The 21,723-nt window shown below is 67.9% G+C and carries 17 protein-coding genes; 13 read left to right on the top strand and 4 right to left on the bottom strand.

What is annotated here, in order from left to right:
- Positions 1-122: 122 nt before the first annotated feature.
- Positions 123-1,670, bottom strand: a complete 1,548-nt coding sequence (locus tag R5H19_RS09285) for a phospholipase D family protein (protein WP_318158708.1) — start codon at positions 1,668-1,670, stop codon at positions 123-125.
- Positions 1,671-2,059: 389 nt separating this feature from the next.
- On the opposite strand from R5H19_RS09285, the gene R5H19_RS09290 reads away from it, so the two are divergent.
- From R5H19_RS09290 to R5H19_RS09315, 6 genes are all read left to right on the top strand, one after another.
- The gene (locus tag R5H19_RS09290) at positions 2,060-2,572 is read left to right on the top strand and encodes an ECF-type sigma factor (RefSeq protein ID WP_318158709.1); all 513 of its coding nucleotides are present in this window, start codon (positions 2,060-2,062) and stop codon (positions 2,570-2,572) included.
- A 76-nt stretch (positions 2,573-2,648) separates the two neighbouring features.
- Positions 2,649-5,468: a protein kinase gene (locus R5H19_RS09295; protein WP_318158710.1), complete on the top strand. Its 2,820-nt coding sequence runs from the start codon at positions 2,649-2,651 to the stop codon at positions 5,466-5,468.
- 123 nt (positions 5,469-5,591) lie between these two features.
- Positions 5,592-7,022, top strand: coding sequence for a cytochrome c peroxidase (locus R5H19_RS09300; protein WP_318158711.1), 1,431 nt, complete (start codon positions 5,592-5,594; stop codon positions 7,020-7,022).
- Between the two features lie 41 nt (positions 7,023-7,063).
- Positions 7,064-7,855 (top strand): methanethiol S-methyltransferase, encoded by a 792-nt coding sequence (gene mddA / locus R5H19_RS09305; protein WP_318158712.1) that lies wholly within the window; start codon positions 7,064-7,066, stop codon positions 7,853-7,855.
- 300 nt (positions 7,856-8,155) lie between these two features.
- Entirely contained in the window at positions 8,156-9,340 is a 1,185-nt protein-coding gene (locus R5H19_RS09310; RefSeq protein ID WP_318158713.1) for a hypothetical protein, read from the top strand.
- A gap of 323 nt (positions 9,341-9,663) precedes the next feature.
- A complete protein-coding gene (locus R5H19_RS09315; protein ID WP_318158714.1) occupies positions 9,664-10,062 on the top strand; it encodes a carboxypeptidase-like regulatory domain-containing protein in 399 nt (132 codons plus the stop codon).
- Between the two features lie 250 nt (positions 10,063-10,312).
- On the opposite strand, the gene R5H19_RS09320 is transcribed toward R5H19_RS09315, so the two are convergent.
- The 3 genes from R5H19_RS09320 to R5H19_RS09330 form a co-directional block, all read right to left on the bottom strand.
- The gene (locus tag R5H19_RS09320; RefSeq protein ID WP_318158715.1) at positions 10,313-11,518 is read right to left on the bottom strand and encodes an acetyl-CoA C-acyltransferase; all 1,206 of its coding nucleotides are present in this window, start codon (positions 11,516-11,518) and stop codon (positions 10,313-10,315) included.
- Between the two features lie 115 nt (positions 11,519-11,633).
- Complete coding sequence (locus R5H19_RS09325; RefSeq protein ID WP_318158716.1) at positions 11,634-14,021, bottom strand: 3-hydroxyacyl-CoA dehydrogenase/enoyl-CoA hydratase family protein; 2,388 nt, start codon at positions 14,019-14,021, stop codon at positions 11,634-11,636.
- Between the two features lie 36 nt (positions 14,022-14,057).
- Positions 14,058-14,684 (bottom strand): TetR/AcrR family transcriptional regulator, encoded by a 627-nt coding sequence (locus tag R5H19_RS09330; protein ID WP_318158717.1) that lies wholly within the window; start codon positions 14,682-14,684, stop codon positions 14,058-14,060.
- Positions 14,685-14,906: 222 nt separating this feature from the next.
- Between R5H19_RS09330 and ndk the strand changes: the two genes are divergently transcribed.
- The 7 genes from ndk to der all read left to right on the top strand — a co-directional run bounded on the left by ndk (position 14,907) and on the right by der (position 21,679).
- Positions 14,907-15,332: a nucleoside-diphosphate kinase gene (gene ndk / locus R5H19_RS09335; RefSeq protein ID WP_318158718.1), complete on the top strand. Its 426-nt coding sequence runs from the start codon at positions 14,907-14,909 to the stop codon at positions 15,330-15,332.
- Between the two features lie 2 nt (positions 15,333-15,334).
- Positions 15,335-16,465 (top strand): 23S rRNA (adenine(2503)-C(2))-methyltransferase RlmN, encoded by a 1,131-nt coding sequence (gene rlmN / locus R5H19_RS09340; RefSeq protein ID WP_318158719.1) that lies wholly within the window; start codon positions 15,335-15,337, stop codon positions 16,463-16,465.
- On the top strand, positions 16,455-17,243 hold the full coding sequence (gene pilW, locus R5H19_RS09345; RefSeq protein ID WP_318158720.1) for a type IV pilus biogenesis/stability protein PilW: 789 nt from the start codon (positions 16,455-16,457) through the stop codon (positions 17,241-17,243). Before rlmN ends, pilW begins: the two co-directional genes overlap by 11 nt.
- Positions 17,240-18,241, top strand: a complete 1,002-nt coding sequence (locus tag R5H19_RS09350; protein ID WP_318158721.1) for a RodZ domain-containing protein — start codon at positions 17,240-17,242, stop codon at positions 18,239-18,241. Before pilW ends, R5H19_RS09350 begins: the two co-directional genes overlap by 4 nt.
- Positions 18,242-18,394: 153 nt before the next feature.
- Positions 18,395-19,045: a tetratricopeptide repeat protein gene (locus R5H19_RS09355; protein WP_318158951.1), complete on the top strand. Its 651-nt coding sequence runs from the start codon at positions 18,395-18,397 to the stop codon at positions 19,043-19,045.
- Positions 19,042-20,253, top strand: a complete 1,212-nt coding sequence (bamB, locus tag R5H19_RS09360; RefSeq protein ID WP_318158722.1) for an outer membrane protein assembly factor BamB — start codon at positions 19,042-19,044, stop codon at positions 20,251-20,253. Before R5H19_RS09355 ends, bamB begins: the two co-directional genes overlap by 4 nt.
- 22 nt (positions 20,254-20,275) lie before the next feature.
- A complete protein-coding gene (der, locus tag R5H19_RS09365) occupies positions 20,276-21,679 on the top strand; it encodes a ribosome biogenesis GTPase Der (protein ID WP_318158723.1) in 1,404 nt (467 codons plus the stop codon).
- Positions 21,680-21,723: the final 44 nt, after the last annotated feature.

Genomic DNA, 21,723 nt, shown 5'->3' on the forward strand with positions numbered 1-21,723 from the left:
CGTCAGCAACAGGACGAACAGCAGCCATGTCAGCAGCGTCCTGCACAGGCATGCGGGGACTGGTCGGCCGGGAGGGTGGCGTGTTGCGGGGAGCATGGGGCAGGGTCCTTTCATCCGGCTGCCTAGAGCAGGCTTTCCAGCGGCAGCAGCTTGAGCATCTGCACTTCGATGCGGCGCTGAGCGGTGGCGCCGGGGTCGCGGTCGTAGCTCACCGGTTTGCCGTTGTCGCTGGCCTGCCATTGCATGGCGCCGCCGTCCGTCTTCAGCATCACGTGCCAGGCACTGGCGGGCAAGGTGGCGGTGTCGAAGAACTGGGTCACCGCCGCAGCCAGCGGCGGGCAATCGACGATGAGGCCCATCTCGGTGTTCAGCAGTTTCGAACGGGCGTCCATGTTCATCGAACCGATGAACACCTGCTGCCGGTCCACCACGATCGCCTTCGCATGCAGGCTGACGCCGGACGAGGTGCCGCCCGCGGTGGCGGATTGGGCGGCTCCGGCGGCGGGACGCAGTTCGTACAGCTGTACGCCACCTTCGAGCAGCGCACGGCGGTAGCGCGAGTAGCCCGAGAACACTGCCGGCTCGTCATTGGAGGCGAGCGAATTGGTCAGCACCTTCACCGTGACGCCGCGTGCCGCGAGTGCCGCGAGATACTGCGCGCCGTTGTCGCCGGGAACGAAGTACGGCGAGATCAGCAGCAGCTCGTGCTGCGCGCCGTCGGTGAGCGCCTTGACCTCCGGACCGATGCGCAACTGTGGCTGGTCGTGCCCGGCCTCGATCTTTTCCGGCTGGTCGGCGACCAGGGTGGCCGGCCCCCAGAACCACTTGCCCGGGCGGTCGGCGGAGGCGCCATGGGGCAGCTCATCCAGCGTCGCCTGCGCGTAATCCGACTGCGCGAACGCACGCGCGTCGTGGGCCAGATCCAGCCGCAGCCTGGCCAGATCGTAGTGGTCGGCATGCTTGCCGCTGAAGGCCTTCACCGGATAGGCGGCGTCGCAATTCCAGTAGTCGTCGAACGCCTGCGACGCCTGCGTCACCACCGGCCCGATCGCGATCAGGTCGAGGTCGCGGAAATTGGTGCTGTCGCCGGCATCGAAATAGGCGTCGCCGATATTGCGGCCGCCGACGATGGCGACGTTGCCGTCCATGATGAACGACTTGTTGTGCATGCGCCGGTTGAGCCGGGGCGCATCCAGCAGGAACTGCGTGGCCCGGGAGAAGACGGATGGTTTTTTCGTGGCAAACGGGTTGAACAGCCGCACCTCGATGTTCGGGTGGGTATCCAGCGCGTCGAACATGTCGATCGCTTCGCCCGCGTTGATGTCGTCCACCAGCAGGCGCACGCGCACGCCGCGATCCGCCGCCGCCAGCAGCCGCTGCGCCACCAGCCGCCCGGTCGCGTCGTTGTCGAAGATGTAGTACTGCAGATCGAGCGAGTGTTGCGCGTGATCGGCCAACGCCACCCGGCTCATCAACGCGTTGGTGCTGCGGGTGAGCAGGCGGAAGCCGGACTTGTCCTGGTGTTGTTTCACTACGGCGTGCACGTAGCGCGCGCCTGCCGTGGTCGTGGCCGGCGGCAACGCCTTCGACGGCGGCTTGACCACCGCCGCCGGCGGCGAGCAGGCACCCAGCACCAGACCCAATGCAACCGTCGCCACGAAACGCCGCATGTCCGCACCGCCTGTCCGCTGTAATCCGCAAGCCACCCGGCCCGACCTCGACGCCGGCAGATTCGCCCCACTTTGCGCAGGCCGTCGTGAACGCGACGCGACCGACCCGCGACTCCAGCCTGGGCTCCGTTCACCCCGGCCATAAAACCCGGTTCGCCCTGAGCCTGCCGAAGGGCATCACCACGAGGCGGATCTCCAGCTGCACGCTCTTTCCGCCATCCTTCGACAAGCTCGGGGTGAACGGAAGCGGATGCCGCTTCGGACCGCGAACACGGCAGCAGATGCCCGGGCTCGGTCTGGCGCCCCGGCCGGCAGCCGGAGGCGTACGATGCGGCCGTGAAGGATGGCGGCTGCACGGAGGGGTTTTCGCCATGCCCGGAACCAGGCAAGTGCCCATCGACGGTTCGGCGGATGCGCTGTTCGTCACGGTCTACGCGCGCCTCAAGGCGATGGCCGCGCGGCAACTGGCCGGCCAGCGCAACGCCACCCTGGACACCACCGAACTGGTGCATGAGTTGTATCTGCGCATGGGTCGGCGGCAGGTGCTGCAGTTCGAGCATCCGGCGCAATTCTTCAGCTACGCCGCGCGCGCCATGCGCCACCTGCTGATCAATCGTGCGCGTGATCGCCTGCGTCTGTGTGCCGGCGGGCAGTGGCTGCGGGTCACCGTGGACGATCGTAATCTGAAACTGGCGCTGGACACCGCCGAGCAGGCGCTGGCGCTGGATGCCGCGCTGGACGCCCTCGAGCAGGCCGACGCGCGCGCCGCCCAGGTGGTGGAACTGCGTTACTTCGCCGGGCTCAGCCTGGAGCAGGTAGGCGAGACCCTCGGGCTGGCCCGCCGCACCATCGACCGCGACTGGCGGTTTGCCCGCGCCTTCATCAAGGCGCGCATGGAATAGGAGGATGCCGACCGGCGTCGCAAATGGCCGGCGTTCGGGGTTTATCGGGCAAGGCAGGGCGAGGGAGGAGTACGTCGTGGAAGAACACACCGCGACACTGCGCGAGCTGTTCGAGGCAGCCCTCGAGCTGCCTGTAGCGGAGCGCGCGCGCCTGCTGGCGGAACATTGCTCCGACCCGCGGCAGCGTGCCGCACTCGAGCGCATGCTGGCCGCCGACGCGACCGACGACGAACTGCTGCCGGTCGGCGACGCCGCCTGCGCCGTGCGCGCGATCGGCGACGGCAGCGTCGCCGAGGCGCTGCCGGCAGGCAGCCGCATCGGCCCGTTCGAGCTGCTCGAAGTGCTGGGCGAGGGCGGCTCGTCCACCGTGTTCCGCGCGTTCCGCGAGGTGGATGGCGTACGCCAGGAAGTAGCCCTCAAGCTGCTCGCGCGCGGCCTGTACACCAGCGACGCACGGCGCCAGTTCCGCCGCGAACGCGAGGCGCTGGCACGCCTGCAACATCCCGGCATCGCGCACCTGATCGAGGGCGGGATCACCGACCACGGCCTTGCCTACATCGCGCTGGAGCTGGTCGATGGCCTGCCCATCACGCGCTACGCCCGCGAGCACGGGCTGGGCCAGCACCAGCGCCTGGTGCTGTTCCTGATGGTCTGCCGTGCGGTTGAGACGGCGCACCGCGCGCTGATCGTGCACCGCGACCTGAAGCCGTCCAATGTGCTGGTCACCGCCGACGGCAGCGTCAAGCTGCTTGATTTCGGCATCGCCAAACTGCTCGACGAGGACGCGACCGGCGCCATCCGCACCCAGCACCGTGCGCTGACCCCGGCCTACGCCGCTCCGGAACAGTTCGCGCAGCAGCCGGTCACCACCGCCACCGACGTGTACGCGCTCGGCGTGCTGCTGGACGAGCTGGTCACCGGACGCCGGCGCGTCGACGTCGACGGCGACGGCGGCACGCCCTCGTCGCGGATCAGCCCGGCGTCGATCATCACCGCCTACGGTGCCGCGCCGGCCAGCGCCTCGACGCTGCGGCGCAAGCTGCGCGGCGACCTCGACAACATCGTGCTGAAGGCCACCGCCAGCGAGCCCGATCGCCGCTACGCCTCGGCCGGTGCACTCGCCGAGGACATCGAACGCCATCTGGACCGTCAACCGGTGCTGGCCCATCCGCCTTCGCGCTGGTACCGGGCCAGCAAGTTTGTCGACCGCCACCGCGGCGGCGTGGCCACCACCGCGGTGTTCATGCTGGCCGTCCTGGTTTCGCTGTCGGTTGCCCTGTGGCAGGCCCACGTCGCGCGACAACAGGCGGCGCGGGCGAACGCGGTGCGGGATTTCGTCGAGAGCCTGTTCGCGCCGGTCCGCTACGGCGTCGCCGCGTCAAAGCAACCCAGCCTGGACGAGTTGCTGGCGCGCGGCGTGGCGAAACTCGGCGACTCGCCGCAACTGGACGACGGCGGCCGCGTGGACCTGCTGGCGATGTTCTCGCGACTGTACGAGAACCTCGGCGATGTCGCGCAATCGCGCAAGCTGGCGAACCGGGCCGTCGCGCTGTCCGAACGGACGCTGGCGCCGTCCGCCATCGAGGCGATCCGCGCGCTCACCGCACGCGGCTACGCCGAAGTGCGCACGGAAGACTACGCGGCCGGCGGCGCCGACTTGCGCCTGGCCCACCGGCGCATGCTGGCGCAAGGCATCCATGGCGAGGCGCTGATCGACCTGCTCGGCCCGCTGGGCGCGGTGGAGAACAGCGAAGGGCGCGGCGAAGCCGCGCTGGATCTCGCTCGCGAGGCGCTGGTCGAGCGCATCGCCAACTGGGGGCCGGACGACCCGCGGGTCGGCATCGGCTACAACGACGTCGCCTCCGCGCTGGAAGGGCTGGCCCGCTACGACGAGGCCACCGCCATGTGGCGCAGAACCTGGCGGTTCGAACTGGCGCACTTCGGCCGGTCCAGCAATGAATCCACCCTGACGCTGGCCGGCTGGGCTTCGTCGGCGTTTCGCGCCGGCCACTGGACGCAGGCACACACGCTGTTTGCACAGGCGCTGGCGATGTACGCACGCAACGGTGGCCGGCCGCAGCTGACCCAGGTGTACGCCGCGCAGAAGGCCTGCGTGCTGGAAGGGCTGCGGGCCGATCGCGCCAGTGCGCAGGCGCGTTGCGGGCAGGCGCAGGCCTGGTCCGCCGGCGGCTTCGGTGCGGACAGCGCGCTGCACGGCGATTCGCTGGAAGCCACCGCCTTCGGCGAGGTGGAAAGCGGCAACCTGGCCGCGGCGCGCCAGTTGCTCGACGCCGCGCGCCGGCGCTACAGCAACGATCCGGCCAACCGCCTGCGGATCGGCCGCGCGGACAGCGAACTGGCCGGCATCGACCTGCTGCAAGGCCAGCCAGCGCAGGCGCGCGAGTTGCTGCCGGCCGCCATCGCCGATCTGCGCACGCACCCGTATCCGCTGCCGCCGCTGATTGCCGAAGCACGCCTGCTGCTGGCCTGCACCCAGGCGCCCGGCGCGCCATGTCCCGGCGACCTCCAGGCGACGGTCGATCGCGACCTTGCCGCGGCTGCACCCAGCGGCGACCCGCAGCTGCTGTGGGTGCGCACGCTGTTGGCGCAGGTCGAACTGACGCAGGGCAGGGCCGGCGCGGCGAAGGAACGGCTGGCGTCGGCGATCCGCGACGCCAGCCGCGAACTGCCGCCCGCGCATCCGCGCCGGCTGGCGGCGCAGCTGTGGCTGGCCGTCGCCGCGGCGCGTAGCGGCGATTGTGCCGACGCCGCGGCGCAGGCCCGCGCCGCCGGCACGGCGATCGACGCCGGCGGCCTTGCCGCGCATCCCACCCTGGCCGGCGCCGAGGCGCTGCTGCGCCGTCCCGTCGCCTCCTGCGGCGCGCTGATGCACTGACTTCCCGCCGCGTCGTGCGCGCAGCAGGCGCGTGTCGCAATTTCCGCTTCCATGGTGTTTTGCGTAGTGCCCACCCACCGCACGGGTCCGGGGCGCAACGATCAACCAGGGAGGCGCATCGTCATGTTCCATCACCACGCGATCCATGCGGACGCGCGCCGGCGGCTGGCTGCCGTGGCTGCGCTCATCCTGCTGGCCGGCCTCGGCGCGGCACGCGCCCAGGGCGGCCCACAAACCACTCCTCTGGTCACCGCCAATCCCTCGGGCTGGCTGCAGACCAGCCCGTCCAGCGGACGCATCGACACCGGCAACCCGTTCTTCCGGAGCTTCGGCCCGAACGGGCGCTCGTGCAATTCCTGCCATCGCCAGGCGCAGGGCTGGACGATCTCCGCCGACGAGGTGCGCCAGCGCTTCGCCGCGACCGGCGGCACCGACCCGATCTTCCGCCCGGTCGACGGCGCGGTCTCGCCGCTGGCCGACGTTTCCACCGTCTACGCGCGGCGCAGCGCCTACGCCATGCTGCTCAGCCGTGGCGTGATCCGCGTCGGCATGGCGATGCCGGCCAATGCCGAGTTCCGCCTCACCGCCATCGACGACCCCTACGGCTACGCCAGCGCGCGCGAGCTGTCGCTGTTCCGCCGCCCGCTGCCGGCCACCAATCTGATCTGGGACACCGCCGTGATGTGGGACGGCCGCGAGACCGATACCCCGTTCAAGCCACCGATGGACGCCGGCATCGACATGGAAGACCTGCGTGAAAGCCTGGCCTCGCAGGCACGCCACGCCATCCTTGGCCACGAACAAGCGGCCGTCGCGCCGGACGACGAGGTGATCCGGCAGATCGTGGATTTCGAGTCGCACCTGTTCACCGCGCAGATCGCCGACCGCCAGGCCGGCCGGCTCAACAGCGACGACGCCATGGGCGGCGCCGACATCCTCGCCCAGCAGCGCTTCTGGGTCGGCATCAACGACACCCTCGGCAACGACCCCACCGGCGACGCCTTCGACCCGCGCGTGATGCGCCTGTTCGACCACTGGGACGACCCCGGCGCGCTGCTGCGCCGCGCCCCACGCGATCGCGCCCGCGCCGCCATCGCCCGCGGCGAGCAACTGTTCAATACCATGCCGATCGCCATCAGCGGCGTGGCCGGGCTCAACGACGTGACTGGCCTGGCCGTGATCCACGGCAGCTGCAGCAGTTGTCACGACGCGCCCAACATCGGCAACCATTCGGTGGCGCTGCCGGTGAACATCGGCATCGCCGACGCCGGCCGGCGCACCCCGGATCTGCCGCTGTACACCCTGACCAACGTCGCCACCGGCCAGACCGTACAGACCACCGACCCCGGCTTGGCCATGCTGACCGGCAAGTGGGCCGACATCGGCAAGTTCAAGGGGCCGATCCTGCGCGGCCTGGCGGCGCGCGCCCCGTATTTCCACAACGGCTCGGCGGCGACCCTGATGGACGTGGTCGACTTCTACGACACCCGCTTCAACGTGCACATGAGCACGCAGCAGAAGAGCGACCTGGTGGCGTTCCTGTCGGCGCTGTGAGGCGGGGTTTGCCTTCGGCTTGAATCACGAGGTGGACGATCATGCGTGCTTTGCTGACCCTCTGTTACGGTGTGCTCTGCTACGCCGTGTTCTTCCTCACCTTCATCTACGCCATCGGCTTCGTCGGGGACGTGCTGGTGCCGCGCAGCGTGGATCGCCCACCCGCCGTGCTGGCGCCGGCCATGGCGTGGTTCGTCGATCTGCTGCTGCTCGGCCTGTTCGCCGTGCAGCACAGCGGCATGGCCCGCGCCGGCTTCAAGGCGTGGCTCTCGCGCTGGTTGCCGCCGGCGCTCGAGCGCAGCACCTACGTGCTGCTGTCCAGCCTGGCGTTGATCGTGCTGTTCCGCTGGTGGCAGCCGCTGCCGGGCACGATCTGGCGGGCCGAGGCCGGCTGGGCGGTGGGCCTGCTCTACGCGATGTCCGCCGGCGGCTGGCTGCTGGTGCTCAGCGGCACCTTCGTCATCAACCACTTCGACCTGTTCGGCCTGCGCCAGGTGTGGCTGGATGCACGCGGGCAGCGTTACACGCCGCCGCCGTTCAAGCAGCAACTGTATTACCGCCTGGTGCGCCACCCGCTGATGCTCGGTTTCCTCGTCGCGTTCTGGGCCACGCCGCACATGAGCATGGGTCACCTGCTGTTCGCCGCGGCCAGCACCGGCTACATCCTGGTCGCGGTGAAGTACTTCGAGGAGCGTGACCTGGCCGCCGCGCACGGCGACGACTACCGCCGCTACCAGCACGAAGTGCCCATGCTGTGCCCGTGGCCGCGGCCGCACCACGGCGCCACCCGACCCGACTCGTCCAAACCGTCCACGCCGCGCACGGCGCATTGAGCACGCCACTGCCGATGCGGCCGGGCGGGGTTGCCGGCGGCCTGCGGCATCTAGCCGAAACCGCGTTTCGCCGACCCGAGTGGCGCACGGCGCCGCACCACGGCTGCACCGTCGCCGTGTTCCTGCTGCCAGGTCCCGCGCGCAGGAAAGGAAGTCCTGGCCACGTTGTCCGCGACACGGTGCGCTGCCGCCGGCCAGCCGCTGCGCGCATTCGCCGGGTTTCCCGTGGCACGATCCCGCGTTCACCCGCAGGACATCCTGCGGCTTCGACACTTCATCGTCTGAACGGCGGGAGCAGTAGTGCGATACGGCAAATCCGAAAACACCGCGTGCCGGAGCGGGCCGCCTTCCCGCACTGCCTGTAGTGGCTTGTGGCTGCTCGCCTGCGCCAGCATGGCGGGCGCAGCGCATGCCGGTGGTGCCACGCCGCGCAGCGGCGGAAACGCCGCCCCGACGCGCCTGGCCATCCAGGTCAACGACGACCGCATGACGGTGAACCTTGCCGGGGCGCCGCAGATTTACCTGTACGGCGCGATCGACGCCGGCGCGCCGCAGCGGTTCGAGGCGCTGGTGAAGTCGGGCAAGATTCCGCCCGGGTCCGACGTCTATCTGAATTCCTCGCAGGGCGACCTGGACGCCGGCATGGCATTGGGGCGATTGTTCCGCACCGGCTCGATGACGACGCATCTTGGAACACCGCGACGCAAAAGCCGTGGCGGGTACCGCGGCGTCAAGGCGGCCGTCTGCAGTGGGGCCTGTGTCTATGCCTACTTCGGCGGCCTGTACCGCTGGGCGCCCACAGGCCGCGACCGCGTCGGCCTGGTGCGCCACCCGACCGCACCGGCAACGCCACCCGGCACTACGCCGGCCCTGCCGGCGAACAGCACGGTGGACGCGTACCTGAGGGAGATGGGCATCGATTTCGGCCGGCTCGCGCCGGCACCGGCATCGGCGGGGGAATCGCCGGACTGGCTGACCGCGGACCAGATGGTCGTCGCCGGCCTGGCCAACAACGGCCGGCTCCCGCTGAAGACGAAAAGCCGGCTGCTGCCGCCGGCGCCGCTCCTGGAGCTGCATCAGGAAAATCGCCGCGGCAACCATCGGCTCGTCCTGCAGTGCCGGCCGGGCAGCGTGACGCTCACCGCCTACGACGAGGTGGGCGCGACCCGCGCCCGGCAGATCGTGGCGCATGAAACGCGCTCGTATTTCGAAGTCGACCGCCAGGAAGTGCTGGTCGAGCCGCGCGGTGCGGCGCGTGCCGTCGATGGTGCCGTGGTGACAAGTCGGTCCTGGCCTCCCGCCGAGCTGGGACGGCTGCTTTCGTCGACTTCCATCGGCGCCTGGGTCGGTGGCCGGCGCAGCGCATTCCGTTACGGCGCCACCTTCATGCTCTATCCCGCCCGGCATGCCATCAAGGATTTCTACAACGCCTGCTGGCGCGCCGCGCCGTGGCCGGCCAAGCCGACGCCGGCGAAGAAGGGCTGAGCCTGCCGGCGCATGGCTCGTTGCCGCGGTAAGCGCCGCGCCATGGGCGCGCTTTCATGCGGATCCATGACTTCCGGCCGGCATGACCTCCGACCCTTCGATCAGGCGCTGCTGCGGGCGTACGCTGTGCGCAACCATCCGGTATGTGGTGTCGTCGGCCACCCCGATGGCAGCGGACGGAAAGCAGAACGATGCCTGCCCCCAGCGGCCATCCCCAGGCCCGGCAGGTGAGCGAAACCGTCCGGAGCCCTCATGAGCGGATGGCCTGGCTGTTTGCCGCGCTCATGTTCCCCATCATCGTCCCAACGAGGCAGGTAAACCCCATGAACAACCACAACTCCCTCTCGCGTCATCATCCCCGGCGCCGCCGCGGCTTCACGATCCGGGGCCTGGCAATGATGGCGGTCATCGGCGCCTGCGCGGCGGGGTCCGCCGCGACCTGGGCACAGGACACCGCAGGCAACATCTTCGGCAAGGCACCGGCGGGCAGCACCATCACGGCGCTGAGCACGACGTCCGGATTGCAGCGCCAGGACCAGGCGGACGCCAAGGGCCGCTACAAGATCGGACCGTTGCCGACCGGCAATTACACGGTAACGATGGAAGAAAGCGGACGCCCCGTCGCCAAGCACCTGAACGTGCCGGTGGTCGTGGGCCGCGGCATCAAGGTCGACTTCGATTGCGCGCAGAGCGACTGCGCAAAGGCGGCGAACGAGCCGTAGCTCATCACCACGCCTGCACGGACTCGGGCCGACCTGCGGGTGGCCGTGTCGGCGGCGAAACGCGAGTCAGGCATCGTCGTGGCGCCCGGCCCTGGCCCGGCCGGCGACGGATCGCCCGGCGCCGAAAGACGCCGGGCCATTCAGTGCTGCGGGAAACGGGGCCGTGTCGCGACAAGGATGGTCACGGCCCTGATCGATGCCCCATCCCGGAAGCGCTCATGCCGGTCTTCGCAGGCATGCGGGCAGGGCGTCACAGGGCTTCGAAGATGCCCGCCGCGCCCATGCCGGTGCCGATGCACATGGTCACCATGCCGTACTTCTGCTTGCGCCGGCGCATGCCGTGCACGAGCGTGGCGATGCGCACCGCGCCGGTGGCGCCGAGCGGGTGGCCGAGCGCGATGGCGCCACCGAGCGGGTTGACCTTGGCCGGGTCGAGGCCGAGATCGCCGATCACGGCCAGCGCCTGGGCGGCGAACGCTTCGTTGAGTTCGATCCAGTCGAGCTGATCCTGGCTGATGCCGGTCTGCTTGAGCGCCTTGGGGATCGCTTCCTTCGGGCCGATGCCCATCACCTCGGGCTTCACGCCGGCGACGGAGAAGCCGACGAAGCGGGCCAGCGGCTGCAGGTTGTACTGCTTGATGGCCTTTTCGCTGGCCAGCAGCACGGCGCCAGCGCCGTCGGACATCTGGCTGGAGTTGCCGGCGGTGACGGTGCCGCCGAACTGGCCGTTGCGGAACACGGTCTTGAGCTTGGCCAGCACCTCGGGCGTGGTGCCGGCACGCGGGCCTTCGTCGTCCTTGATCAGGCGGTTGTCGGTGACGATGCCGCGGGTGGCAAGGTCGGGGTAGTGGTCGGCGAGCTGGAACGGGGTGATCTCGTCCCTGAACTCGCCGGCGGCCTGGGCGGCCAGCGCGCGGCGATGGCTTTCCACCGAGAACGCATCCTGCTGCTCGCGGCTGACCTTCCACTGCTTGGCCACGTTCTCCGCGGTGATGCCCATGCCGTAGGCGATGCCGATGTGCTCGTTGTCGAAGATGCCCGGGTTCATCGCCACCTTGTGGCCCATCATCGGCACCATGCTCATGCTCTCGGTGCCGCCGGCCAGCATCAGGTCTTCCTCACCGAGGCGGATGCGGTCGGCGGCCATCGCCACCGACTGCAGGCCGGAGGAGCAGAAGCGATTGACGGTGACGCCGGGCACGGTGTCGGGCAGGCCGGCCAGCAGCAGGCCGATGCGCGCCACGTTCATGCCTTGCTCGGCCTCGGGCATGGCGCAGCCGATGATGACGTCGCCGATCTGGTGCGGGTCGATGCCCGGCGCCTGCGCCATCACGGCGCGAATCACGTGGGCCAGCATGTCGTCCGGACGGGTATGGCGGAACACGCCGCGCGGCGCCTTGCCGACCGGGGTGCGGGTGGCGGCGACGATGTAGGCATCTTGCACTTGCTTGGTCATTTCGTTCTCCGTAGCCCTTCGCGCGGTGCGCGGATCAGGGCGAAGTTTTGTCGTGGCTTGCAGGGACAACCCTCCCCACCCGGCCCTTCCCTTGAAGGGGAGGGCCGGGGCAGGGTCAATTGCGCAGCGGTTTGCCGGTAGTCATGGTGTGGGCGATGCGGGCCTGGGTCTTCTCGGTCTTCGCCAGTTCCACGAAGTGCTTGCGCTCCAGCGCCAGCAGCCATTCCTCATCCACCGTGGAGCCGCGTTCGATCACGCCGCCGCACAAGGTGTCGGCGATGCGCCGGGCGATTTCCACGTCGTGCTCGGAGGCGAAGTAGCCGGCCTGCAGGTTGGCCAGCGAGGCGCGGAAGGTGGCGCTGCCCACGTCGCCGGCGACCGGGATGGCGCGCTGGTACAGTGGCGGGCGGTAGCCGGACTCGGCCAGCGACAGCGCGACTTTCTTCGCCACGTAGAGCAGTTCGTACGGGTTGAACACCACCACATCGGACTCGCGCAGCAGGCCCATGGCCTTGGCCTCGATCGCGCTGGGCGAGACCTTGGCCATCGCCACGGTCTCGAACACCTTCTTCAGTTCCTCGAACGGATCGGCCGGGTTGGCCTTGCCGGCGCGCACGGCCAGCTCGTGCAGGCCGCCACCGGCGGGCAGCAGGCCTACGCCGGCCTCGACCAGACCGATGTAGCTCTCCAGCGCGGCCACGGTGCGCGCCGAGTGCATCTGGAACTCGCAGCCGCCGCCCAGCGCGAGCCCGCGCACGGCGGCCACCACCGGCACCAGCGAATGCTTGATGCGCATGCTGGTGCGCTGGAAATTGGCGACCATCTTCTCGAAGTCGTCGAATTTGCCGGCCTGCAGCAGGCCCAGCGCGCCCTTGAGATCAGCGCCGGCGGAGAACGGCTCGGAGTCTTGCCAGATCACCACGCCCTTGAGCTTTTCTTCGGCGATGCCGATGGCGTGCTGGATGCCGTCGAGCACGTGGTCGTTGACCGTGTGCATCTTGGTCTTGAACGAGATGATGCCGATGCCGTCCTCGCCCAGCGTCCACAGGCGGATACCGTCGTTCTCCCACACCGTGCTGCCCTGGTCGAACTTCTCGCCCAGGATCGGATCGGGAAACAGCTGGCGTGCGTACACCGGATGCTGCGAGCGCGGCTTGTCGGCGTTGGCGCTGGCCGAGTACGAGCCGGCCTTGCCGTGCACGCCGCTGCGGCCGTCGATGACCCACTTGGGCAGCGGCGCCTGGCTCATCGCCTTGCCGGCGGCGATGTCTTCCTCGATCCACTTGGCCACCTGCTGCCAGCCGGCGGCCTGCCAGGTCTCGAACGGGCCGAGCTTCCAGCCGTAGCCCCAGCGGATCGCGAAGTCGACGTCGCGCGCAGTGTCGGCAATGTCGGCCAGGTGGTAGGCGGTGTAGTGGAACAGATCGCGGAAGGTGGCCCACAGGAACTGCGCCTGCGGGTCCGCGGAGGCGCGCAGCTTGGCGAACTTCTCGGCTGGGTCCTTGATGGCCAGGATGGCGGCGACTTCGTCCGAGGCTTTCTGCTCGGACGGGCGATAGTCCTGCTTCGCCACGTCGAGCACCACAATGTCCTTGCCGGCCTTGCGGTAGAAACCGGCGCCGTTCTTCTGGCCCAGCGCGCCCTTTTCAATGAGCCCGCTCAGCCACACCGGCGCTTTGAAGTACTGGTGCCAGGGGTCGTCGGGCAGGGTATCGGCCATTGTCTTGATGACGTGGGCCATGGTGTCCAGACCGACCACGTCGGCGGTGCGGTAGGTGGCGCTCTTGGGGCGGCCCACGGCCGGGCCGGTAAGCGCGTCGACCACGTCGAAGCCCAGCCCGAACTGCTCGGTGTGGTGCATGGTGGCCAGCATCGAGAACACGCCGATGCGGTTGCCGATGAAGTTGGGCGTGTCCTTGGCGCGCACCACGCCCTTGCCGATGGTGGTGACCAGGAAGGCTTCCAGGCCGTCCAGCACGGCGGCGTCGGTCAACCGGGTCGGGATCAGCTCGACCAGGTGCATGTAGCGCGGCGGGTTGAAGAAGTGCACGCCGCAGAAGCGGTGGCGCATCTCCTCGGGCAGCGCCTCGGCCAGGGTATTGATCGACAGGCCCGAGGTGTTGGAGGCGATGATCGCGGTCTTCGACAGGTGGCCGGCGATCTTCCGGTACAGGTCCAGCTTCCAGTCCATGCGCTCGGCGATCGCCTCGATCACCAGGTCGACGTCCTTGAGGTGATCGAGGTCGTCGTCGTAGTTGGCCGGGATGATCGCGCCGGCAAGGTTCTTGTCGGCCAGCGGGGCAGGCGACAACTTGGCCAGGTTGGCGATGGCCTTCAGCGCGATGCCGCTCTTCGGCCCTTCCTTGGCAGGCAGATCGAACAGCACGGTTTCGACGCCGGCATTGGTCAGGTGCGCGGCGATCTGCGCGCCCATGACGCCGGCGCCCAGCACGGCGGCCTTGCGGATGCGCAGTGCTGAAGTGGGTGAAGATGCAGCGGTCATTGGCTTCTCCGAGAGTGCAAAGGGGGCAGGTGAAGTTCAGGGATGGCTGAGCCCGGCAACGGCGAAACGGATCAGATGCTGCGCGGTCTGCTCGCGGTGCGCGCGTTCGCTGACGTCGCTCTTGCGCTGGATCATGCCGAAGCCGGACATCGCATGGGTCAGCGCGCCGGTGACCAGGTCGATGCGCCAGTACAGCTCTTCCTTGCTCAGCTGCGGCAGCAGCCGCGCGAACTCGGCGGTGAACTGGCGCATCACATGGCCGTAATTAGTGGACAGGAACTGGCGCAGGCTGTCGTCGTGCTCAGCGAACGCCCGTGCCAGCACGCGCATGAACAAGGCGCCGCTTTCGTCGTGCGACAACTCGAGGGCAGGGCGGATGAACGCCTCCAGCACGTTTTCGAGGGTGGTTTCCGGAGCACCGGCGATCCTGGCCAGGGCAGCCAGTCGGCGTGCGTTCAACGCGTCCAGCCGGCGCCGGAACACTTCCTCGACCAGCTTGTCCTTGGAACCGAAGTGGTAATTGACGGCGGCCAGGTTGACCCCGGCCGCCGTGGTGAGCTGGCGCAGCGAAGCCCCGTCGAAGCCGCGCTGGGCGAACAGGAGCTCGGCGGCGCCGAGTATCCGTTCCTTGGTTGAGCCGGAGCTGTTCACGGGCGAAACCATCCATCGGCCACAGGCCGGTTCAAACGATCGTTTGAGCATACGCGGGCAACTCGGCGGCCGTCAAACGGGCGTTTGTTGCAAGCGCCCGGCGACTTGCGTATGAGTTAGAATCTGTCAAACTTTCATGGCTAAATCCGCAATCTTCGTCGGGTTTGGCCGCTTGCCGGCCGGACCGGCTACATCCTCGTTTCCCATTCATCCGTTTTTCCGGAGCAGACCCGTATGGCGCTGGAGCGCACTCTTTCCATCATCAAGCCCGATGCCGTCGCCAAGAACGTCATCGGCGAAATCTATGCCCGCTTTGAAAAGGCCGGCCTCAAGATCGTCGCTGCGCGCATGAAGCAGCTGTCACGCAAGGAAGCCGAAGGCTTCTACGCCGTGCATCGCGAGCGCCCGTTCTTCAAGGCGCTGGTCGAATTCATGATCTCCGGCCCGGTGATGATCAGCGTGCTGGAAGGCGAGAACGCCGTGCTGGCCCACCGTGACCTGATGGGCGCCACCAACCCGAAGGAAGCCGCCAAGGGCACCATCCGCGCCGACTTCGCCGACTCCATCGACGCCAACGCCGTGCATGGTTCCGATGCGGTCGAAACCGCCAAGGTGGAGATTGCCTATTTCTTCGCTGCGACGGATGTGGTTTCAAGGTAACCATGCAACAAGTTGTCGCCAGCTCGAACAAGGTCAACCTGCTCGACTTCGATCGCCAGGGTATGCGTGATTTCTTCACGCAGATCGGCGAGAAGCCGTATCGCGCCGAGCAGGTGATGAAGTGGATCTACCACGACCTGGAAGACAACTTCGAGAACATGACCGACGTGGGCAAGGCGCTGCGCGCCAAGCTCGCCGAGGCCTGCTACATCGGCGCACCGAAGACACTGTTGGACAAGGTGGCCACCGACGGCACCCACAAGTGGCTGCTCGGCATGGACAGCGGCAACGCGATCGAGACGGTCTATATCCCGGAACCGACCCGGGGCACCTTGTGCGTCTCCTCGCAGATCGGCTGTGCGCTGAACTGTCAGTTCTGCTCGACCGGTGCGCAGGGCTTCAACCGCAACCTGTCCACCGCCGAGATCATCGGCCAGGTATGGGTGGCGGCGAAGTACCTGGGCAACGTCACCCACCAGAACCGCCGCATCACCAACGTGGTGATGATGGGCATGGGCGAGCCGCTGGCCAATTTCGACAACGTGCTGAAGGCGATGAAGCTGATGCGCGACGACCTTGGCTTCGGCCTGGCCGCCAAGCGCGTCACGCTGTCCACTGCCGGCATGGTGCCGTTGATCGACCAGCTCTCGGAGGCCATCGACGTGTCGCTGGCGGTATCGCTGCATGCGGCCAACGACGAGCTGCGCACCGAGCTGATGCCGATCAACAAGCGCTACCCGATCACCGAGCTGCTGGCCGCCTGCCAGCGCTGGATCGCGCGCAAGCCACGCACCTCGATCACGTTCGAATACACCCTGATGAAGGGGGTCAACGACCAGCCCGAGCATGCCCGCCAACTGATCAAGCTGATGCGCAAGCTGCCGACCTGCAAGGTCAACCTGATCCCGTTCAACCCTTTCCCGGGCACCCAGTTCAAGCGCTCGAACCCGGACGACATCCACCAGTTCCAGACACAACTGCTGAATGCCGGCGTGCTGACCATGCTGCGGCGCACCCGCGGCGACGACATCGACGCTGCGTGCGGCCAGCTGGCCGGGCAGGTCACCGACCGCACCCGGCGCAGCGCCGATATCCGCAAACGGCAGGACGAGGGGGCAAGGCATGCGATTTGACCGGGCGCTGATCTTCAGCCTGCTGTTGCCGCTGGCCGGTTGTGTCACCACGCATACCGACAGCAGCTCGTTGGGCAAGAGCATGCCGCAGACCAGCAAGGCGGAACAGGCGCAGGACGCCGCCCGCATCCATACCGAGCTGGGCCAGCGCTACATGGCCAACGGCGACCTGCAGACGGCGCTGGAAAAACTGACCAAAGCGCTGCAGTTCGACCCCAACTACGCGCCGGCGCATACCGTGATCGCCGTGCTGTACGAGCGCATCAACAGGCTGCCGCAAGCCGAGCAGCATTACCGCAAGGCGGTGGCGCTGGAGCCGGCCAAAGGCGCGCCGAACAACAATCTCGGCGTCTTCCTCTGCCACACCGGGAAAATCGCCGAGGCAAACCAGTATTTCCAGAAAGCCATCGCCGATCCGTTCTACCAGACCCCCGATGTGGCGCTGACCAATGCCGGCGTCTGCCAGCTGCGCGCCAACGACGTCGCCGGGGCCGAAGCGAGTTTTCGTGACGCCATCGCAAGAAATCCCAATAATGCGGAGGCACTCTTCCAGCTTGCGAATACGCTTTATCTGCAGGAGGATGCATTTCGCGCCAGGGCTTTCCTCCAGCGGTTCGATGCGCTGGGTCAGCCGACTGCCGCATCGCTCAAGCTAGGTCATGACATCGAAACCCGTCTGGGCAACCCGGAAGGTGCCCGTACTTACAGCAAGCGATTGCTCAGCCAGTTCCCGGACTCGGAACAGGCGCACACCCTAGACGCAACTGCCGGCCAATGACTCCCATGCAGCAGCCTCAACCGAACGAACAGCGTCCAGGCGAGTCCGGACTGTTCGGTGTCAATTTGCTCGACATGGACGTTTCCTCGGCAAACCCCCACGTGGTGAGTTTCGGCAGTCGCCTGCATGCGGCACGTGAAGCCCAGGGTCTGGATCTGGAAGCCTGCGCCCACGCGCTGAAATTGCCCGTCCGCGTGCTGCGCCAGCTCGAACGCGACCAGTACGACGGTGCCGACTCCAGGATCTATTTGGCCAGCTATATCCGCAAATACGGCCGCCACCTGGGCATCAACGAGGCATCGATCCAGGTCGAACTCGACCGCATCAGGCAGATCGAGACGCCGCCGCTGGTGGCCACCGGCGGCATCTCGCACTCACGTTTCCTGCTGGACCGCTACGCCACTGCCGCCACCTATGTCGTGCTGACCGCGGTGATCGTGGTGCCGATGATCTGGCTGGGCGTGCGTGGCACGCTGGACCGCGACCTCAGCCATCTCGCACCGCTGGACGCCACCCCGGTCGCCCAGCTGGAGGCGCCCGCCACCCACGTGGCGGCGGCCGACGCGCATACCGGTACGCCGGTTCCGCAGGCGCCGCCGAAGGCAACGCCGCCGCAGGAAGCAGACCAGCCGTTGCTGGCCTCGATGGCGCCGTTCCCGAACCTGGAAAGCGCCACCCTGTCGCCAAGCAGGCCAGCTGCACCCGCCGCGAGCAGCAGCGGCACGGGCGACCACAGCCTGAGCCTCAGTCTCTCCGCGGCAAGCTGGGTCGAAGTGACCCAGGCCGATGGCACGCGACTGGAGTACGGCCTGCTGGCCGCCGGCAGCAGCAGGACCTGGCACAGCGACCAGCCGTTGGACGTACGTATCGGCAACGCCAGCGGCGCCCAGGTCAGCATCGACGGCAAGTCGATCGGTCTGGGCGAATTCCGTCGCGCCAACGTGGCCCGTTTCCGCCTGCAGATGCAGGACGGCAAGGCCGCTGCCATCGGCTTCTGATCGCCATCCGGGCCGCTGCGGGCGGCCCATTTCGGTTATGCTTGCCCACTCGGTTCGCTCGGCAACGAGCGGGCATGACCGGCGTTTCCTCTTGGTTACCGCACCGGCCCGCGCATGCGTTTGCAGGTGCGCGGCCTTTTGAATGGTGATTGCATGGCATTTGAAGAATACGACAAGTACGAACAGAGCGAGCTGGTTCAGAAGTGGCTGCGCGACAATGGCGTGTCGATCGTCGTCGGCATCGCGATCGGCCTGGTCGGCATCTTCGGTTGGCAACAGTGGCGCAACCATCAGGCGCGGAACGAGAGCCAGGCTTCCCAGCTCTATGAGCAGATCCAGATCGCACAGGCGTCCGGCAAGCCGGACACCGTCGCACAGCTGACCGACCAATTGATGAAGGACTACGCGAAGTCGCCGTTTGCCGTCTTCGCCGTCAGCAACCGCGCCAAGCAGCAGGTGCTGGCCGGGCAACTGGACAAGGCCGAGACGTCGCTGGAATGGGCCGAGAGCCATGCCGTCGCGCCGCCGCTGAAATCGCTGACGCTGCTGCGCATCGCGCAAGTGGAACTCGCCCGCGACAACGGCAAACAGGCACTGGCCACACTCGACCGCATCCCGGCCGACAGCTATCAGGGGCTGGTGCAGGAACTCCGCGGTGATGTGCTGGTCAAGCTTGGGCGCTCCGACGAAGCACGCAAGGCCTACCAGACGGCCCTGTCAGCCTTGGGCGAGGAAGCGCCGCAACGCGGCGCCTTGCAGATGAAACTCGACGATCTGGCCGTGGCCGGGAAGCAGGGTGCATGAAAGCTGAAACGATCAAACGTACCTTGCTGATCACGCTGGCTTCATTGGTGACACTTGCCGGGTGCCATTCGTTCAAGAAAGAAAACGTCCAGCCGCCGACCCCGCTGGCCAAGGACTTCAAGCCGACCGTGCAGGTCACCCGCCTGTGGCGTACCAGCGTGGGCGACGGTGCGGGCACCAGCGGCGCACGCCTGCGCCCGACCGTGGTCGACGGCGTGCTCTACGCCGACAGCACGGACGGCAAGCTGGTGGCGATTGACGCCGCCAGCGGCAAGAGCCTGTGGTCGAAGAGTTCGCGTACCCACGGTTGGTTCGGCTGGGGCGACAAGAAGCGCAAGGACGCTCAGTACGCCGGTGGCCCGGCGGTCAACGGCGACCTGCTCGCCGTCGGCACGCTGGACGGCCATGTCTATGGCGTGAACGCGAAGGACGGCAGCCCGCGCTGGGAGGCGGAACTGAAGTCCGAGGTACTGGCCTCGCCGGTGATCGACGGCGGCCTGGTGATCGTGCGCACCAGCGACGGTCGCGTCTACGGGCTGGACGCCGCCAACGGCGAGCGCCGCTGGGTGTACGACCAGGGTAGCGTGCCGCTGCTCAGCCTGCGCGGCAACGGGCCGCTGCTGGCGGCCAACGGCGTGCTGTTCTTCGGCAGCGACGACGGCAAGCTCGTCGCGCTGCGCCAGGACAACGGCGCCAAGCTGTGGGAACAGAAGCTGGCCAGCGGCGAGGGCCGCACCGAAATCGACCGCCTGAATGATGCCGACGGCGCGATCCTGCTGGATGGCAGCACGCTCTACGGCACTGCCTACCACGGCAACCTGGTGGCAATCGACGGCCCCAGCGGCCGGCCGCTGTGGGCGCACCCGTTCTCCAGCTTCGAGTCGCTGGCGGTCAACGATCATGCGGTCTACGGCGTCAACGACGCATCGGTGGTGTGGGCCTTCGACAAGAATGGCGGCGCCGACATGTGGAAGAACGACTCCCTGAAGTACCGCTGGCTCACCGGTCCGGCCGTACAGGGCAATTACGTCGTGGTCGGCGATCTGGAAGGCTACGTGCATTGGTTGCAGACCGGTGACGGCGCACTGGCCGCACGCGAACGGCTGTCGAAGAAGGCGATCCGGGCCCAGCCGCTGGTGGTGGGCGACACCGTGTACGTCGAGGACGTCGAGGGCCGCATCGGCGCCTATCGTCTGTCCTCGCACTGATCGCCGGAACGAAGTACTCCTGATGCTGCCCGTCGTCGCACTGGTTGGTCGTCCGAACGTCGGCAAGTCGACCCTGTTCAATGTGCTGACGCGCAGCCGCGACGCCCTGGTGGCCGACATGCCGGGCGTCACCCGCGACCGTCACTACGGCATCTGCCGCACCGGCGAACGGCCGTTCGTGGTGGTCGATACCGGCGGCCTGTCCGGTACCGACGAGGCCATGGACGTGCTGACCGCGAAGCAGGTGCGACTGGCGATCGCGGAAGCGGACGTGCTGGTGTTCGTGGTCGACGCCCGTGACGGCCTGCTGCCGCAGGACGACGCGATCCTGGCCGAGCTGCGCCGCAGCGGCAAGCCGATCGTGGCGGTGGTCAACAAGACCGACGGCCTCGACGAGCAGGCCGTGATGGCCGAGTTTTTCGCCTTCGGCATCGGCGCCACACTGCCGCTGTCGGCGGCGCACAACCGCGGTACCGACGACTTCCTGCGCGTGCTGCTGCCGCTGCTGCCGGCCGACCGGGAAAGCGCTGCAGAGGTCGAGAGCGAGGACGGCAGTATCCGCGTAGCCATCGTCGGCCGCCCGAACGCCGGCAAGTCGACCCTGATCAACCGCCTGCTGGGCGAGGAGCGGCTGATCGTCTCCGACGTCGCCGGTACCACCCGCGACCCGATCCGGGTGCCGCTGGAGCGCGACGGCAAGCGCTACACGCTGATCGATACCGCTGGCATCCGGCGCAAGGCGCGGGTCGAGGAAGCGGTCGAGAAATTCAGCGTCATCAAGACGCTGCAGTCGATCGCCGCTGCCCAGGTGGTGGTGGTGATGATCGACGCCCGCGAGAACCTGGCCGACCAGGATCTCACCCTGATCGGCTACGCGGTGGACGAGGGCAGGGCGCTGGTCATCGCGATCAACAAGTGGGACGACATGGACGCTTACCAGCGCGACGAGTGCCGCCGCGCGCTGGATCGTCGACTGGTCTTCGTCGACTGGGCCAAACAGGTGCAGATCTCCGCGCTGCATGGTTCCGGCCTGCGCGAACTGATGCGCGCAGTGGTGCGTGCACATGCGTCGGCTACCCGGGAACTGGTGTCCTCCGACCTCACCAGGGCACTGGAAAAGGCCTACGAGAGCTACCAGCCGCCGCTGGTGAACGGCCATGCGCCGAAGCTGCGCTTCGCGCATCCGGGCGGCACCAATCCGCCGACCATCGTGATCCACGGCAGCCGCACCAAGCACATCGCGCCGGCGTACCAGCGCTATCTGGAGAACTTCTTCCGCAAGCGCTACAAGCTGGAAGGCACGCCGATCCGGATCGTCTTCCGCGAGGGCGAGAACCCGTACGCCGGGCGCAAGAAGGTGCTGACCAAGGAACAGCAGCACAAGGCCAGGCGCCGGCGCAGCGAATTGATCAAGCGCACCCGCTGAAACGCATGCGCCGTTTGTGCGCATCGGGCGCAGCCCGGATAATG

The organism is Rhodanobacter sp. KK11, from assembly GCF_033345435.1.
In the GTDB taxonomy this organism is placed as follows: domain Bacteria; phylum Pseudomonadota; class Gammaproteobacteria; order Xanthomonadales; family Rhodanobacteraceae; genus Rhodanobacter.